At 64.7% G+C, this 15,920-nt stretch carries 14 protein-coding genes; 11 read left to right on the top strand and 3 right to left on the bottom strand.

Annotated elements, in window-relative coordinates:
• Positions 1-121: 121 nt before the first annotated feature.
• Both NKJ32_RS33370 and NKJ32_RS33365 read right to left on the bottom strand, forming a co-directional pair.
• Positions 122-508 (bottom strand): DUF5615 family PIN-like protein, encoded by a 387-nt coding sequence (locus NKJ32_RS33370; protein WP_352451766.1) that lies wholly within the window; start codon positions 506-508, stop codon positions 122-124.
• Complete coding sequence (locus tag NKJ32_RS33365; protein ID WP_352496762.1) at positions 505-1,125, bottom strand: DUF433 domain-containing protein; 621 nt, start codon at positions 1,123-1,125, stop codon at positions 505-507. The genes NKJ32_RS33370 and NKJ32_RS33365 overlap by 4 nt, the downstream gene beginning before the upstream one ends.
• A gap of 190 nt (positions 1,126-1,315) precedes the next feature.
• Here NKJ32_RS33365 and NKJ32_RS33360 point away from each other — a divergent pair, with 190 nt between their 5' ends.
• The 5 genes from NKJ32_RS33360 (at position 1,316) to NKJ32_RS33340 (ending at position 5,583) form a co-directional block, all read left to right on the top strand.
• Entirely contained in the window at positions 1,316-3,466 is a 2,151-nt protein-coding gene (locus NKJ32_RS33360) for a ParB/RepB/Spo0J family partition protein (RefSeq protein WP_352830170.1), read from the top strand.
• Between the two features lie 71 nt (positions 3,467-3,537).
• Positions 3,538-4,014 (top strand): UCP036055 family protein, encoded by a 477-nt coding sequence (locus NKJ32_RS33355; protein WP_352451763.1) that lies wholly within the window; start codon positions 3,538-3,540, stop codon positions 4,012-4,014.
• Positions 4,015-4,100: 86 nt separating this feature from the next.
• Positions 4,101-4,493 carry a hypothetical protein gene (locus NKJ32_RS33350; RefSeq protein WP_352451762.1) on the top strand — a complete coding sequence of 131 codons (393 nt, stop codon included), beginning with the start codon at positions 4,101-4,103 and terminating at the stop codon, positions 4,491-4,493.
• Between the two features lie 159 nt (positions 4,494-4,652).
• The gene (locus tag NKJ32_RS33345; protein WP_352451761.1) at positions 4,653-5,153 is read left to right on the top strand and encodes a DUF1419 domain-containing protein; all 501 of its coding nucleotides are present in this window, start codon (positions 4,653-4,655) and stop codon (positions 5,151-5,153) included.
• A gap of 163 nt (positions 5,154-5,316) precedes the next feature.
• Complete coding sequence (locus NKJ32_RS33340; protein ID WP_352707962.1) at positions 5,317-5,583, top strand: hypothetical protein; 267 nt, start codon at positions 5,317-5,319, stop codon at positions 5,581-5,583.
• 763 nt (positions 5,584-6,346) lie between these two features.
• Here the strand turns inward: NKJ32_RS33340 and NKJ32_RS33335 are convergent.
• Entirely contained in the window at positions 6,347-7,537 is a 1,191-nt protein-coding gene (locus NKJ32_RS33335) for a DUF1173 domain-containing protein (RefSeq protein WP_352830169.1), read from the bottom strand.
• Between the two features lie 185 nt (positions 7,538-7,722).
• Between NKJ32_RS33335 and NKJ32_RS33330 the strand changes: the two genes are divergently transcribed.
• The 6 genes from NKJ32_RS33330 (at position 7,723) to NKJ32_RS33305 (ending at position 15,810) form a co-directional block, all read left to right on the top strand.
• A complete protein-coding gene (locus tag NKJ32_RS33330; RefSeq protein ID WP_352830168.1) occupies positions 7,723-12,348 on the top strand; it encodes a strawberry notch-like NTP hydrolase domain-containing protein in 4,626 nt (1,541 codons plus the stop codon).
• 13 nt (positions 12,349-12,361) lie between these two features.
• Positions 12,362-13,414 (top strand): DUF7146 domain-containing protein, encoded by a 1,053-nt coding sequence (locus NKJ32_RS33325; RefSeq protein ID WP_352830166.1) that lies wholly within the window; start codon positions 12,362-12,364, stop codon positions 13,412-13,414.
• A gap of 283 nt (positions 13,415-13,697) precedes the next feature.
• On the top strand, positions 13,698-14,639 hold the full coding sequence (locus NKJ32_RS33320; protein ID WP_352453906.1) for a DUF2493 domain-containing protein: 942 nt from the start codon (positions 13,698-13,700) through the stop codon (positions 14,637-14,639).
• A 62-nt stretch (positions 14,640-14,701) separates the two neighbouring features.
• Entirely contained in the window at positions 14,702-14,959 is a 258-nt protein-coding gene (locus tag NKJ32_RS33315; RefSeq protein WP_352818921.1) for a type II toxin-antitoxin system prevent-host-death family antitoxin, read from the top strand.
• Positions 14,949-15,368 carry a hypothetical protein gene (locus NKJ32_RS33310; protein ID WP_352818918.1) on the top strand — a complete coding sequence of 140 codons (420 nt, stop codon included), beginning with the start codon at positions 14,949-14,951 and terminating at the stop codon, positions 15,366-15,368. The genes NKJ32_RS33315 and NKJ32_RS33310 overlap by 11 nt, the downstream gene beginning before the upstream one ends.
• 133 nt (positions 15,369-15,501) lie before the next feature.
• Positions 15,502-15,810 (top strand): type II toxin-antitoxin system TacA family antitoxin, encoded by a 309-nt coding sequence (locus NKJ32_RS33305; protein ID WP_352453933.1) that lies wholly within the window; start codon positions 15,502-15,504, stop codon positions 15,808-15,810.
• Positions 15,811-15,920 lie beyond the last annotated feature (110 nt).

The following is a 15,920-nucleotide window of genomic DNA, read 5'->3' as shown; positions in this document are numbered from 1 at the left end:
ATTCCTCCCGAATGCTGTCGTCCAAATCAAGCCCGCCGCACCTCCTCCCGCGGCGGGCTTTTTCGTTGTGCGAGCGGCGGCTTCTCGCAGCCCGATTGCAGGAAACGAACGCGGAGGTCCGTCAGTCGGGCAGGTTGAACCGTTCGATGGTGACGGTACGCTCGACATCCACCGTAATCTCCAGCACTTCGTTCCATGCCTCCCCTCCACCAAGCTCGGAAAGGGCGAGAAGGAAGAGCCTGCGCTGGAGATCGAGGCTCATCAGGCCAGGGGCGGTGTTGAAGGCGACGAGCCCGACATGCAGCTCCTCGCGGCGATAGAGGCCGCGAAAGTCGGTCGTGTTGTGCGTGACGAGCACATAGCCGTCATCGACCGCGCGCCGGGTCACCATATGGTCCTTGGCGCCGGCGAGGCCCAGCCAGCGCACATGGCTCGACTCGGGGAAACCCCGTTCGCGCGCCAGTTTCGCAAGCTCTGGGCTCAGGCATTCGTCGATCAGGAATTTCACGAAACGGCCGGCAGATCGTCGAGACGGATTGTGCGTTTCGATTTCGCCGCCGTGCTGCGCCACGCCGGCTTGACCGGCGGACGGCCACGCCGCGGGTAGGCGAGCGCATAGTCGGCCGCGAGCCTGATCCGGTCGAGAGTCAGTTGCGGATAGGCGGCACGGATCGCGTCGGCCGTGTCGCCGTTGGCGAGCATGTCGGCAACGTCATGAACAAGCACGCGTGTTCCCACAAAGGCCGGCTGACCGCTAAGTACCGCTGGATCGCGCGCCACCATCGCCTTTGCTTTCCTCAGCCGGCTGAGGCCGGCCCTTACCCCGGCGGTGATCGGCTTCAGGTCGACCTTAAGGGGATCGTCCGCGACCACGGGCGTAGCATCATCGGCAATGGCGTGCTCGACGATCCGCCGCCGCGCGGCCGGCGTCAGCGTCTCCGCCGTCAGCCAGGCGAGGCGTAGGCCGACGAGACCCGCTCCGACGATGACGCGGCTGCCGCGGCGCGTCTCGACACGGCCGCGCAGCAATCCTGCATCGATGATGCGATGCACCTGCTTGAGCGGCACCTGCGTTACCGCCGCCGCCTCATTGGCGGTGAGCACTTCGCTGCTAAACCCCGGCATGACAATAATCCTTCCACATTCGTGGAAGATATATAGTCATTCTGCCTTCCGCAGTCCAGCGAAGCTTTGCGGCAGCCGGCGGCGTCCGTGCCAGACGCCCGACGGGAGGCAGAGGGGGGAGGGGAGGTTTCCTGACGGGCTTGGAGGTTCGGGGAGAGGCCCCGGACCGTCCGTCATGGAGAACCTGACCATGGCAAAGAACGCCATTCAGAAGATCGCGATGAACGCCGCGGAGAATATTCCCTATGACAAGCTAATGCTGTCGCAGAAAAATGTTCGGCGCATCAAGGACGGCGTGTCAATCGAGCAGTTGGCCGAAGACATCGGACGGCGAAAGCTGATCCAGAGCCTGAACGTCCGGCCCATGCTCGACGGCGAGGGCGAGGAGACCGGCACGTTCGAGGTGCCCGCCGGCGGGCGGCGTTATCTGGCGCTCGGCATCCTCATCAAGCAAAAGCGCCTGGCCAAGAACGAGCCAATCCCCTGCATCGTCAACCGCAGGCAGGAGACCTCGGCCGAAGAGGACTCGCTTGCCGAAAACCTGCGGCGCGCCGACCTGCACCCACTCGACCAGTTCCGGGCCTTCAAGACGCTCCGCGATCAGGGCCTCGATCCGGAGGAGATCGGCGCCCGCTTTTTCGTATCGCCGGCGACGGTGAGGCAGCGCCTGCGGCTGGCATCGGTGTCACTGAGGCTGCTCGATCTTTACGAGAAGGACGAAATCCGGCTCGAACAGATCATGGCGTTTTCGATCTCGGACGATCATGCACGTCAGGAGCAGGTCTGGGAACGGATATCCGGCTCGCACACGCAGGAGCCCTACTACATCAGGCGCCTGCTGACGGAGACGACGGTCCGGGCCGACGATCGCCGTGCCGTCTATGTCGGCACCGGGGCCTATGAGGCGGCTGGCGGTGTCATCCTGCGCGACCTGTTCGAGCAGGATTCCGGCGGCTGGTTCCAGGATGCGGCGCTCGTCGAGCAGCTTGTCTTCGACAGGCTGAAGGTGGATGCCGAGGCGATCCGCGCCGAGGGCTGGAAATGGGTCGAGGCGGCGATCAGCTTTCCCTACGGCCATACCTCCGGCATGCGGCGCATCTATGCCGAGCCGCAGGAGCTCAGCGCCGAGGAGATCGAACGCTATGACGCGCTTAAGGCCGAATACGACAAGCTCGACGCGGACTATGCCAAGGCCCAGGATGCCGACGAAGCGATCGAGGCGAAGCTCGACCAGCTGGGCGCAGAGCTCGATGCGATCGATGATCGTCCTCGAAGCTACGATCCCGCCCAGAAGGCCATTGCCGGTGTGTTCGTTACGCTTGCCGCGGACGGCAAGCTCCAGGTCGACGCCGGTTTCGTGCGCTCCGAGGACGAGCCGGGGACCGAAGCCGGCGACGTCGATGAGGGCGAGGAAGGGGGCGCCGACGGCGGAACCCGATCCAATGGCGCCGACGATGGCGATGGTGTTGTCGTCAACGGCAAGCCGGTGAACGACGCCTCTGGCGACGACGGCGAGGACGATGGCATCAAGCCACTGCCCGATCGGCTCGTCTTCGACCTGACCGCGCAGCGGACCCTGGCACTGCGCAACGCGCTCGCCGGTGACGTCGACATCGCCATCGTCGCCGCACTCCATGCCTTCGTCCTGCAGGTCTTCTATCGCTTCGCTCCGGACACGTGCCTGGAGATCAGTCTGAAGAGCGGCAGCTTCAGCCAGGTCGACGGTCTTGCCGAGACATCCTGGGCCAAGGAGATCGCCGAGCGGCACGAAGCCTGGGACCGCGATCTGCCCGATGAAGCGGATGGCCTGTGGGACTTCCTTCTCGGCCTCGACGAAGCAAGCCGCAAGGCGCTGTTCGCGCACTGCGTCTCGCTGACCCTCAATGCGGTGGTCGAACCCTGGAACAGGCGACCGAAGGCGCTCGAGCATGCAGACGTGCTTGGCCGCTCGCTCCAGTTCGACATGGTCGACGCCGGGTGGACGCCTACGGTCGAGTTCCTCGGGCGGCTCACCAAGGCGCGGATTCTACAGGCTGTCCGTGAAGCCCGTGGCGCAGACTCCGCGCAGCTGATCGACCACATGAAGAAGGACATCATGGCCCGTGAAGCCGCCCGTCTTCTCGAAGGATCGAACTGGCTGCCCGAGCCGCTGCGCCTTGAGGTCGATGAAGCGGCTACCGATGCTGGCGACGCGGTCGCCGGCGACATGTCGCACGAGGCGGCTCTCGACGGCAATGCCGCCGAGCTGCCGGCCTTCCTCGCCGACGACGCGGATCCGTCCTCCGATGAGCCGGTGACCATCGACGGCGACGAGGCGGACCACCTCCAGGCCGCCGAATAATCGGCCTCACGCTCGCACCGGGCCGGCACTCCCGCCGGGCCCTTTTCGTTTTCCGACATGGAGAAACCCGCATGTCCGCACATATCGTGTACGAATCCGCTCCTCTGGGGAGCGTTATCCGGTACCGCTCCGGCACCGCGAAACCGCCGGCTCGCTTCACCAAAAAGCTCGCCGCTTGGGAGAGCCGCAACGGCGTCGGCCGTTTGGTCAGGAAGGAACCGCCGCGCGAGCGCGCGACCTATAGCTCGCCGGCTTACTTCACCCTGCATGAGGGCGATTTCTGGCAGGGCGGCATCATCATCGTCTCGGTAAGGCGCACCTGGTCCGTCGAGACCGACCTGCGATTCGAGGTCGTCGAGCGTCCCATGATCGGCATGGTCCGCGTCCTGCAGGAACTCGGGGACAGCCCGGAACTGCTCTATCTCGCCAAGGATCGCGAGGCTGCCGAACGCTGGCTCGCTAACAACCAGTATCGTCGGGCCTATCTCGAGGAAGTCTCGGCCGATGAGGTCGGCGCCGACATCATCGAGGGCCGCACGGCCGCCTGATCACTTCACCGCATAGAACCACCCTGACGAACGGGCCCGGGATCGCGCGAGCGATCGCGGGCCTGTTCCATTTCATGGAGATCGACATGTTCGACTGGAACAGAAGCTGCTCCTATGACGAGCAGCACAAGAGACGCTTCCACACGATAGCCCATTCACGGCTGAAGAAACTCGCCGCCGAACTAAACCTGCCCTCGGGCTGCTTTGACCTGCGCTCCAACAAGGCGGGCATAGCGGTTTCCGGTGAGATTACCCTGCACCACGACCGCGCCTACATCCAGGTCGGCCAGTTCGGTTTGTCCTCAGGTCACGGCATCCTGATCCGCACCTGCAAGGGCCGCAAGGATTATGTCGGCGGGGCCAACCACTTCGTTGCGCTCGGCATGCTTGACGACATCCCGGCCCTCGCCGCCGCCGTCCGTGCCATCACTGGGATTGGTCGAGACGCTTCGTGTTCCTCCGAGCGACGCGCCGCCTGAATCCCTGCAAACCCCATCATCGCCGATGCACGCGCCGGCCGCAGACTCGGCCCGTCGCCAGCCACAACACACCAAGCAGTTGCCATGGCGCGGTGATGCCGCGCGTGGCCGAGCTGCGTTCAGGAGAACCCCATGACCGCACATCCACCATTCAGGAAGGTGCTCGACGGCGTCGCCACCCGCGAGCAGATGATCCAACTGTTCAGCCGACACAAAGACACTCCCGGCATCGATCCGCTTTCCGGCACTCCCTATTCAGGCGAGTGGTTCGAGATCGCCGCGTCAGAATATCACTTCATGCTCGATTTGCTGCCGCCGCTCTTCATGCGCACCGGCATGTTCGGAATGTCGGAGTATAAGACCGGCAATGTGACCAGCGTATTCTTCGCGATCCGCATCCGCGGACGCGAGCGCTGGTTTCATGGCTTTTGCGACCTCACGGATCGGCAATCCCCGGACAAGATGCGCGCCGCAATCATCGCCCACGAGACCGGCGCGAGCGACAGCATGACCCGCGCGGAAAAGCTCGAGGCGATCTGGAACGCGACGCATCCCGACTTCAGGGGGATCGCCGGCGAGATCAATCCCCACACCTGGCCCGCGGACCACCGTGGCAAACGCGTCGTTCTCGTCAACAACGGTGGCCACGAACGATCCTGAAACTGCTCGAAGACCTGTCGGACGACGAGATCGACAGCCGCTTGCCGGCAACTCGCGCACGAGGCGCCAGGAGGGGAGGAGACAACGATGCGGACCCCCGTAAACACCCGCCAGGGGCCGGCAAGGACACCTATGGCGTACTCGACCTACACCGCAAGCCTCGGTGCCCCAGATCGCCGCCAATACCGGGCGCACGCCCCCAGGAGCGCTAACGGTCGCCGATCTCGTACGTCCCGGCGACACGGTCGCCACCTACTACAGCACCGGCGGGGTCGTCATCGAGGTGGAAGAGCACTTCTATGCGGCGCCGACGGGCGAGACGCTGTCACACTTCACGATTGTCTATGTGCCGCCCGATCGAACTACAAGGTACCGCGATTCCGATCGTCGCTGGATCAACGAATGTGTCGCCATGGCGACCGCATCCTGATGCTGTTCGAGGCCAACACGGACGAGGTCTTCGTCCTCAGCCGTGCCCGACCGTCCCAACCTCCGCGACCCAGAACCATCCCAGCCGATGGGCCTTTCCAAAGTAGAGTTCGAGCGCTGGCTGCCGAAGGCGATCGCGGCAGTCGAGAAGGCCAGGGCGATTATCGAAGAACGCCGCGACCCGCCGGCTGACTCGCCATAACAGCTAACATCCGACTTGATCTTCGTCAGCTTCCGCGCCGTTTCCGCGTCGATCGCAGCGAGATCGAGATTTCCCCAGATCGAACGCTGCCGCGCGGATTCGCCACGCTTCTTCTTCACCTCGACGATGAAGGGTCGGCTCTGCCGCTTCATTTATTGCACCACCTTCGGATGGGAATCGGTCCGTAGCGGGACCGGGTCACATCTACGCTGGCCAAGGCCTATCGTCCACCCAACGCAACCATCGACCGCGGTGCCGCCCTGGACGGACGCCGATGCGAAAGCCAACTCTCCAGCGTCTCGCTCGCCGATGCAACGCGGGGTTCGGACACAGCTCGAATGGCATGCCGAGTTCAACGCTGACAACGATCAGGCGCCCACTGTGCTTACGCGCGGATCTTCGCAAACCCACAGCATGGTCACCGAAAAAGACGATCGCTGGTCACCCCTCATCATACCGTCATGGTCCAAGACAACGGGGATCCTTGTCCAACGCATTGTCTGAATCGATGGCCGCCAATCGATTCACGGCATTGATGGAAATCTGAGATGTCGTTCCCAGCCTATGGAAGGGCCGGCATCTCCCCGTCACCGACCCGCCAGGTCCACGCACCCATCTCCGGCCGGTTCGCGACCATATCCTGCAACGAAGCCTCGAATGTTTCGTCCGCACCGGCGGGGACGACAAAGAGCGCGATCGGCTGCTGCCTGTTCTGGAGCAAAGCGTTGGCGATCGGCTGGTCGGTTTGCAGGTCGTAGCGCAATCCCTTCACACTCTTCTCGTGAAGGCGGGCGAGCGCGTCGACGAGCCGCTTCTCCGGAACCGTCTCGTAAGGAATCCAGTTCTCGGATACCACCATCAACGCGACCTCCTCGACAATGGCGAGGCCGGCCGGGTTCAATCCGAAGGTCGCGATCACTATCAGATGTGAGCTGGAATCCGCTTCCCACAGCGACAATTCTTTCTCGAAGCGCCCCTGCAAGCGGCGGTGCAATGCATCGTCGATCATGAAGGGAAAACCGGGCAAATGCCTGATGACGAGTTTCTGACCGGAGCGGGCAGGGACCATCTCCTTCATCTCGCCGACAAGGACGAGTAACTTTCGTGGACCTGATTTCGGCGGTAGCGCCATGCCGAGAACCGCGTTGCGACGATGTTCGATCGCTTGCCTGTTCTCGGCGCGAAACGGCTCGGGCACGAACAGGATATCGGCGAGCGATCCGCCCCTCACCGTCATTTGCCCGGCAGCCTCGAGCAGATGCCAGCGGACATTCCACCAATGTCGTTTCCCGGCCCACCTCGATGTCCAGACCGTCAGTTCGGCCTCGTGCCAGAGATAGTGAAGCAGGCCACGCAGCGACATCCTCCTGGGATCGGCGGTTACGCTGGCGGAACTTTGCCCCGCAGGCACCGATGCCGCGCGGCTCCCCGTCTTCGACAGGCTGAAGTCCAACTTGAGGGCCGCCAAGCCATTTTGCGGATCGAGCTGTATCGCGCTGCCCATCAAGGCGCCCAGGCCGGACAGTTCGTAGGGCGCTTCATATGATTCACAGGATGGATCATGCCCGCCGCCGCTCAGCGGCATGCGCTTGATCAGGTGAAGGTCGCCGATGCGGGCGATGTACATCGGACAGCCTAGCTCGCGGCACAGGCATAGCGGACGCTCGGTGCGGGCATAAGCGCTCGCCAGCGCCGCCTGCAGGTCAGGCGCTGCCTCCTCGAAGACCGCACTGCCAATTCTGAACCGTCGCATCACCTCCACAGCTCCAGGTCGCCGCCGCATCCCTGTGCGCGCATTCAAGTCATGGCTTTGCACAGAGCGCAACCCCTTTTGGTGCATCGGCGCCAGAGGCAGAGGGGAGCCGGGAGGAGTGTGGCCCGGCTGGCGCGGAGAGAGTGCCGGCGCGGGCGCCACCCCCTCTCGCGAAGGACATTTCGATGAACATTGTTGCGACCACCTCAACCGTCGCACGTACGGCCGCTTCCCTCGCCGCGCCGACGCACGCCTCCATCAACAACGCCCAGGCAATCTATCAAGCGGCAACGCTGCTTCTGCCTTTCCTCGAGCGGGGCAAGCCTGTCACCACCGCCGCACTGCGCACCGCCATGACGACAGGTTTTGGCGGCAGCGATGCGCAAGGGTTCTGGGTCTGGAAGGCGGCCTATGAGGCGCTCGAAGTCGCCCAGGTGCTGTTCTTGCGCCGGTTCGGCCCTGCGATCCTGTCCCGGTCCACCACGCCCCAGGCAACGCTGGCGATGATCAAGCGCATCGCCGACCTTCTTCTTCCCACCCATACGCGACGGTCCGACGAGAGCCAGGCCATGCAGCAGCTGTCGACGCCCTTGCCGCTGGCCTTCGTCACGGCGCACGCCGCGGCGATTGCATCTTGTGACCTCGTTCTCGAACCCTCGGCCGGCACCGGTCTGCTCGCCGTCCATGCCGAGATGGCGCGCGCCTCGATCGCCCTCAACGAGTTTGCCGCGACGCGGGCCGATCTCCTCGGCCTGCTGTTTCCACAGGTTTCCGTCTCGCGGCACGACGCCGCCCATATCGACGATCATCTCGACGCGGCCATGGAGCCGTCCGTCGTGCTGATGAATCCACCCTTCAGCGTCGGCGCCTATGTCGATGGCCACGTCACTGACGCGGCATGGCGGCATCTCTCCTCCGCATTCGCACGCCTGCGTCCGGGTGGACGCCTGGTCGCCATCACCGGCACCGGCCTGTCATCCGAAAACCCCAAATGGCGGCCCGCCTTCGAACGCCTGCAGCAGCGGGGCACCATTGTCTTCACCGCGGCGATCGACGGCCGTGTCTACGCCCGCCATGGCACCACCACTGAGACCCGCTTGACCATCATCGACAAAGTTCCTGCTACCGACCCAACCAGCTTCTCCGGCTCGCCGGGCAAGGCCATGGATGTCGAGACGTTGCTCTCCTGGATCTCCGCCCTGCCGCCCCGAGCCCCGGGCGGCTTTCCGGACTCGATCGGTGCATTGTCCAGCGGCATCCTGCGCAATGCCGCCATGCACATGGGCGCCCGATGGGTGGCGAGAGCCGCACCCCTCGCTGGATCAACGGCTGCTCCGAAGACCATACGATCGGTCCGTCCGATTGTGCAGGCGAAGCCCGCTCGCCGGGTCATGGCAAGCAGCGCGCCTGCCGTCCCGCTCGCCTATGAGCTGCGCGACTGGATCCCGGAGGAGGGCGGCCGCCTCACCGACACGATCTACGAACCGTACGCGCTCCAGTCGATCGACATTCCCCGCGCCAAGCCGCATCCGACGCCGCTCGTGCAGTCGGCCGCAATGGCCGCCGTCGCGCCACCAAAACCTTCCTATCGGCCGCTTTTACCTGATGCGATCATCGACGAAGGCCTGCTGTCGGACGCCCAGCTAGAAAGCGTCGTCTATGCGGGCGAGGCCCATTGCGGCCATCTCACCGGCGCCTGGACGGTTGACGAGACCTGCGATGTCGTCTCGGCCGCGCCAGAAGGTGCTGCGAACGCTGTGCGCTTCCGCCGTGGATGGTTTTTGGGTGACGGAACCGGGTGCGGCAAGGGACGGCAAGTCGCCGGCATCATCCTCGACAACTGGCTGCAGGGCCGCCGCCGTGCGGTCTGGATTTCCAAGTCGGACAAATTGCTTGAAGACACCCAGCGCGATTGGGCAGCCCTTGGCCAGGAAAAACTCCTCGTGCAGCCGCTGTCGCGCTATCGGCAGGACACGCCGATCCGCCTTGCCGAGGGCATCCTGTTCACGACCTACGCAACCCTGCGCTCGCAGGAACGGGAGGGCAAGAAATCCCGGATCGCCCAGATCCTCGACTGGGTTGGACAAGAGGCGGGGAGGGCCGAAGGCCCGACAGGGACTGGAGAGAAGCCGGCGAGGAGGGACGAAGGCCCGACGGGGAACAGAGAAAACTGGGCGGGAAGGACCGAAGGCCCGACGGGGATTAAAGAAAGCCAGACAGGGCTTGGAGAAAACCAGTCGGGGGCCAAAAAATCTTTCGATGGCGTCATCGTCTTTGACGAGGCGCACGCCATGGCCAATGCCGCTGGCGGCAAAAGCGAGCGTGGCGACGTCGCGCCCTCGCAGCAGGGCAGGGCGGGACTGCGGCTGCAGCACGCGCTGCCCGATGCCCGCATTGTCTACGTCTCCGCGACCGGTGCGACCGCCGTCGAGAACCTCGCCTATGCGCAACGTCTCGGCATCTGGGGCAGCGAGGATTTTCCATTCGCCAACCGTGCCGAATTCGTCGCCGCGATCGAGGACGGCGGTGTCGCGGCGATGGAAGTGCTCGCCCGCGATCTCAAGTCGCTCGGCCTCTATACAGCGCGTTCGCTTTCCTATGACGGTGTCGAATACGACCTGCTCGAGCACGCGCTGACCGAGGAGCAGATCCGCATCTACAACGCCTATGCCGACGCCTTCCAGGTCATTCACAACAACCTGACCGCCGCACTCGAGGCGACCAACATCACCAGCGAGTCCGGCACGCTGAACCGCAACGCAAAATCGGCGGCGCGCTCGGCCTTTGAAAGTACCAAGCAACGTTTTTTCTCGCATTTGATCACCTCGATGATGACGCCGACTCTGATCGGCGCGATTGAGCAGGATCGGCTCGAAGGTCATTCGGCAGTCGTGCAGATCGTTTCGACCGGCGAGGCGCTGATGGAACGACGCCTTGCCGAGATCCCGACCGAGGAATGGTCGGACCTGCATGTCGACGTCATGCCGCGGGAGTATGTCGGCGGGTACTTGATGCATTCCTTCCCCATCCAGCTGTTCGAGGAATACTCGGACGCCGAAGGCAATGTGTATTCGCGGCCTGTGCACGACGAAGATGGCAACCCGGTCCAGTGCCGCGAGGCAGTTCGGCGGCGCGACGAGATGGTCGAGCGGCTTGCGTCGTTGCCGCCGGTCGGCAGTGCCCTTGACCAGATCATCCATCACTTTGGCACCGACACGGTTGCCGAGGTGACCGGCCGCTCGCGCCGCATCGTCAAGAAATCCGGCCGCGACCGTATCGACCGGCTGGCCGTGGAAAACCGCCCCGGCTCGGCCAATCTGGCCGAGACCCAGAGTTTCATGGATGACGACAAGCGCGTTCTGGTCTTCTCCGACGCCGGCGGCACTGGCCGCTCCTACCACGCTGATCTCGGTGTCAGGAACCAGAGGCTGCGCAAGCACTATCTGCTCGAGGCCGGCTGGCGCGCCGACAACGCCATCCAGGGTCTCGGTCGGACCCATCGCACAAATCAGAAGCAACCGCCGCTGTTCCGGCCCATGGCCGCCAATGTAAAGGCCGGCAAGCGCTTCCTGTCGACGATCGCACGCCGGCTCGACACGCTGGGCGCGATCACGCGCGGTCAGCGCCAGACCGGCGGGGCAGGGCTGTTCCGTGCCGAAGACAATCTCGAAAGCGCCTACGCCCGAGCGGCGCTGCGGCAGTTCTATCATCTGCTGCACCAGGGCAAGATCGAGGGCTGCTCGCTCACGACCTTCGAGACGGTGACCGGGCTGTCGCTGACGAGTGACGACGGCGGATTGCGGGACGAGCTGCCGCCAATCACGACCTGGCTCAATCGCCTGCTGGCGTTGCGCATCGAAACCCAGAACCTGCTGTTCGAGGTGTTCGAGCAACTGATGGCAGCAAAGATCGAAGGCGCCATCGCCGCCGGCAATTATGACAAGGGTCTGGAGACGATCACGGCGGAGAGCATCGTCGTCACTGATCGTAGGACCGTCTATACCCATCCGGTCTCCGGCGCGCAGTCGCACGTGCTCACCGTCGCGCGCAAGGACCGCATCCGGCCGCTCGGGCTGGTCGACGCGCTGGCCATTGCCAATGCGGAGCCCCAATCGGTTCTGCTGGTCAACACACGTTCGAGCCGCGCGGCAATACAGCTGCCGACCGCGAGCCTGATGCTCGATGACGGCGCGATAGAGCACCGCATGCGCTTGCTGCGGCCGACGGACGAGCTGCGCTTCGGTCTCGACGCCCTTGCCGAAACACACTGGCAGCCGGCCGACCGGAAACTGTTCTGCGAGCTTTGGCAGGCAGAAATCGACGCCGTCCCGGAGTTCACCACCAGCACTTTCCACATCATGACGGGTCTGCTGCTGCCGATCTGGCGTCGGCTGCCGGACGACGACTGTCGAGTCTATCGTATGCAGACCGATGCCGGCGAACGCATCATCGGCCGCCACATCGCGCCGACGCTGGTCGCGACCATGTTGCGCAATCTCGGGGTCGACCATGTTCCGACCCTCGCTCCGGACGAGGCATGGACCGGCTTGATCGAGGGGCGGATCGGGTTGCAGCTTGCCGACGGCCTGATTCTGCGCCGCAGTCGGGTCATGAACGACTATCGTGTCGAATTGATCGGCTTCACCGACGCGATGGTCCCTCGGCTGAAGGCGCTGGGACTGATCTCCGAGATCATCTCCTGGAAGCTGCGGCTGTTCATCCCGACGACCGCGCTAGGGTCCGCCATCCTCGCCACGCTTATCGACGGCCATAAGCTGGTTGGCGTCACCGACCGTACAGCAGCGGCTTGAGGGGGAGGCGGTCATGTCCGGCTCGGCATCCGAGCTGGCACGCCGCCTTGGCGAACACGCCGAGGCCGTGTGCCGCGAATATCTCTCCAACGGGCATCGCTCCGGCAATTACTGGATGGTCGGTGATGCCCGCAACACGACCGGCCGCTCCATGCATGTTCGGCTCAAGACCAGTACCAAGGGCCCTGCGGGTAAGTGGGTCGATGAGGCGACCTCCGAATTTGGCGATCTGCTCGATGTCATCCGCGAAAGTTGCGGCCTCGTCGAGTTCCGTGACATCGCGGATGAAGCGCGTCGCTTCCTCTCCACGCCGCTGCCACCGCCCCAGCTCCCTGGCCGCCAGCCAGCCGCGAAACGCGGCTCTCCCGACGCCGCGCGGCGTCTGTGCGCCATGTCCCAGCCGATCGCCGGCACGCTGGCCGAACGATACCTCGCCAGTCGCGGCATTCTGCTCTCCACGCATGAGCGCGCGCTGCGCTTCCATCCCGGCTGCTACTACCGGGATCTCGTGACGGGCGAGACGCAGACTCTTCCTGCGCTGATTGCCGCTGTGACCAGCCTCGACGGGCAGATCACCGGCCTGCAACGCACTTACCTCTCCCCTGGGCTCGACCCGAGCGGCAAGGTCGGCAAGGCGCAACTCGCGGATCCACGCCGCTCGCTGGGGGATCTCCTTGGCAACGGCATCTGGCTAGGCCACCAGCCCGGTGCGCCCGTCCCGGTCATGGCCGCGGGCGAGGGGTTCGAGACGATGGCGTCGCTTAAGGCGGTGATGCCGGTGCTGCCGGTGGCCGCCGCCACCTCGGCCAATCACCTTGCCGGCTTGAGGCTTCCGCCCGGCTGCCGCCGCCTCTACATCGCGGCCGATGCCGACGCCGCCGGCCGGCACGGCATCGAGCGTCTCAGCCAGCGCGCAGGCGAGGCCGGGATCCTCGCCCTGGTGTTGCGGCCGCAGCTCGGCGATTTCAACGACGATCTGCGTCATCTCGGCCCGGCCCATCTCGCCACATGGCTCAGCGATCAGCTCCTCCCGGAGGATGCCCGTCTCTTCCTGCCGGCCGGATGAACGGGTCGGGCTGGCAGGCGGGCAGGGGCGGCATCACCGGAAGCCTTGCAGGCATCGCGGTCCGCCGGAGAGCCACGCCGGCGGCCTGCCCGAGAGGCGACCCCTGCCACCCCCCGGCGCGGGCGCCCCCCCCGGGGCCCCGCCGCCCCCGCCGCGCGGGCGGGGGGGGGGGGGGCGCCGCCCCCGCCGCGGGTGGGGGGGGGGGGGGCGGCGCGCGCCGCGGCGCGGCCGGGATGCGCTGTCAGGCCGCGATAGGCGCGGCCACAACCGATGGAGACACGCCATGACCTACGAGCTTCCTTTCGACGAGGCCTATGAGCCCTACCACGCCTCCTCGCCGACCGATCGTGTCATCCTCGAACTGCAGATGTACGGCCATCGCCCGCATCAGGACGAACCCGATCCTCGGCCACTTCCCGACGACGAGGTGATCCGGGCTGGCCTCGCCGGGATCGTCGAGAGCTTCGCCGGCATGCTCGGCGATACCAGGCTCGAACCCGATCTTGACGACCTGCTCTGGTCCTTCGCAAACGTCTTCCACCGCGCAGCCGAGCGCGTCGCCCGCAACCTCGACCGCAATGAGGAGGCGCAGCGTTCGAGCCAGCAGGAGCAGGACGGCTCGGAGGTGAAGTCCGTCGAGCTGGAGCGGCTGACTGCGGAAGGCATCACCTATATCGAGCGCCGCAACGTGCTCGAAATCATGCGCGATGAGGCTGCCGACCTCTACGAGGCACAAACCGGATCGGCATGGCGGCCGCGCACTGGCTCCAAGGTCTCCCACCAGGCGATGACCGCTTCGGTGATCGACAGCCGCGACTTCCTCGCCGCCCGCCGCCACGCCGAAACCGAGGTGCTCGTTCCTGCCGGCACCAAGATTGCCTTCGCCGGTGGTCTCGACTGCAACGATCACGACCGGATCTGGAACGCGCTCGACAAGGCCCGCGAGAAGCATCCCGACATGGTCCTGCTCCACGGCGGCAGCCCGCGTGGCGCCGAACGCATCGCCGCCTGCTGGGCCGAGAACCGCAAGGTCACCCAGATCGCCTTCAAACCGGACTGGACCCGACACGCCAAGGCGGCTCCGTTCCGCCGCAACGATCAGCTTCTCTCGGTGGTGCCCTACGGCCTGATCGTCTTTCCCGGTTCCGGCATCACCGAGAACCTGGCCGACAAGGCGCGTCGGCTCGGCATCCCCGTGTGGCGGTTCGCGGAGGACGGCGCGTGAGCGCCGTTTTCTTGCAAATCAAGAAAATCCAGATAATATGGAGATCGATAAGGAGTCCAGCCATGCGCCAGTTCACGACGGGGGATCTCAACAAGCAGGTTGGCGACGTCACCGACGTTGCCAGCCGCGAACCCGTTATTCTTACCAAGCACCGCAAACCCCGGTTCGTGTTGATGAGTTACGAGCACTACGAACGGATGCGCATCGGCGGCGATCCCCGCCGCGCATACCATGTCTCCGAGATGCCGGAGGAACAGACGGAACTCTTCGTCGCCGAGATCGACCGACTGGCGCGCGGGGAAGGATACGATGAGCGGTAGATTTCTGCCTGGTCAGGTGATCTCCTACCCGTATCTCTGGGCATGGCAACACGAGCGCGGCGAAACGGAAGGCCGCAAGAGCCGGCCGACCTGCGTGGTCATTGCTGTGCGCGGCGCAAGAGACGGCCTGACCCATCTCGCGCTCCTGGCGATAACCACCCAGCCACCGCCCGCAGACCGGGTCGGTTTGGAAGTCTCCGCTATCGAGTGCCGCCGCGCCGGTCTGAGCGATCTCAAGCGCTGCTGGATCGTGGTTGACGAATACAACTACGATATTGCCGAACGCTCCTGGTACATCGAATCCGACGGTAAACCCCTCGGTCGTTTCAGCAAGGCATTCATGATGAAGATCGCAGGCGCCTTTATCGAAGCGCGCAGCGAGGGCCGCCGCGTCAGCCGTCTGGATTGACGTTCTCTTTTCGCGGCAGGGAGCATACCTCGGATCGGATCAGTCCGCCGTTTCCGCATGCCTGTACGCCGGTCGCAGGAACAGGAATGGCTTCGTCACGCAAATCCGGTGTCATGCTGCATTGCACCGACGTATGTCCATTCCAGCACAGGTACGCACCATGGCCGCCGCCGCAAATAGGAAGATATCCGTCTCGATGCGGTTTCGCGACAATGATCTCACGATCATCGACCGCGGCGCGCAGCTGCTCGGCCTGTCGCGCACGGAGTTCATGCGGCGCGCAGCACTCCACGAGGCGCAGGCCGCCATCCTCAACGAAACCGTCATCCGCGTCTTCCCGGAAGCCTATGACGCCTTAGTGCAGGCGATCTCACCCCCCGCCGCTGCGTCCCCGCCGAAGGCGGCCGAGCGGTTGCGCCGGTCCTCGCCCTGGGACCGCTAGAGCGGCGGACTTTCATGTGAGTCCATACCCTGCGGCTGCGAAGTAATTTCTGCATTCTGTTGGAGAGAAGAGATTGCAGATATCGCCAATGGCCTGCCACAGGGCGTCGA

The organism is Mesorhizobium sp. M0159 (assembly GCF_040322295.1).
In the GTDB taxonomy this organism is placed as follows: Bacteria; Pseudomonadota; Alphaproteobacteria; order Rhizobiales; family Rhizobiaceae; genus Mesorhizobium.
Note: the sequence above shows the minus strand (reverse complement) of the source record. Positions and strands in the feature narration are given on the sequence as shown.

What these genes read in the sequence shown, in the direction of transcription:
- NKJ32_RS33365 (WP_352496762.1), bottom strand. Translation starts at nt 1,125, where the DNA reads ATGCCGGGGTTTAGCAGCGAAGTGCTCACCGCCAATGAGGCGGCGGCG.
- NKJ32_RS33360 (WP_352830170.1), top strand. Translation starts at nt 1,316, where the DNA reads ATGGCAAAGAACGCCATTCAGAAGATCGCGATGAACGCCGCGGAGAAT.
- NKJ32_RS33355 (WP_352451763.1), top strand. Translation starts at nt 3,538, where the DNA reads ATGTCCGCACATATCGTGTACGAATCCGCTCCTCTGGGGAGCGTTATC.
- NKJ32_RS33350 (WP_352451762.1), top strand. Translation starts at nt 4,101, where the DNA reads ATGTTCGACTGGAACAGAAGCTGCTCCTATGACGAGCAGCACAAGAGA.
- NKJ32_RS33335 (WP_352830169.1), bottom strand. Translation starts at nt 7,537, where the DNA reads ATGCGACGGTTCAGAATTGGCAGTGCGGTCTTCGAGGAGGCAGCGCCT.
- NKJ32_RS33330 (WP_352830168.1), top strand. Translation starts at nt 7,723, where the DNA reads ATGAACATTGTTGCGACCACCTCAACCGTCGCACGTACGGCCGCTTCC.
- NKJ32_RS33325 (WP_352830166.1), top strand. Translation starts at nt 12,362, where the DNA reads ATGTCCGGCTCGGCATCCGAGCTGGCACGCCGCCTTGGCGAACACGCC.
- NKJ32_RS33320 (WP_352453906.1), top strand. Translation starts at nt 13,698, where the DNA reads ATGACCTACGAGCTTCCTTTCGACGAGGCCTATGAGCCCTACCACGCC.
- NKJ32_RS33315 (WP_352818921.1), top strand. Translation starts at nt 14,702, where the DNA reads ATGCGCCAGTTCACGACGGGGGATCTCAACAAGCAGGTTGGCGACGTC.
- NKJ32_RS33310 (WP_352818918.1), top strand. Translation starts at nt 14,949, where the DNA reads ATGAGCGGTAGATTTCTGCCTGGTCAGGTGATCTCCTACCCGTATCTC.
- NKJ32_RS33305 (WP_352453933.1), top strand. Translation starts at nt 15,502, where the DNA reads ATGTCCATTCCAGCACAGGTACGCACCATGGCCGCCGCCGCAAATAGG.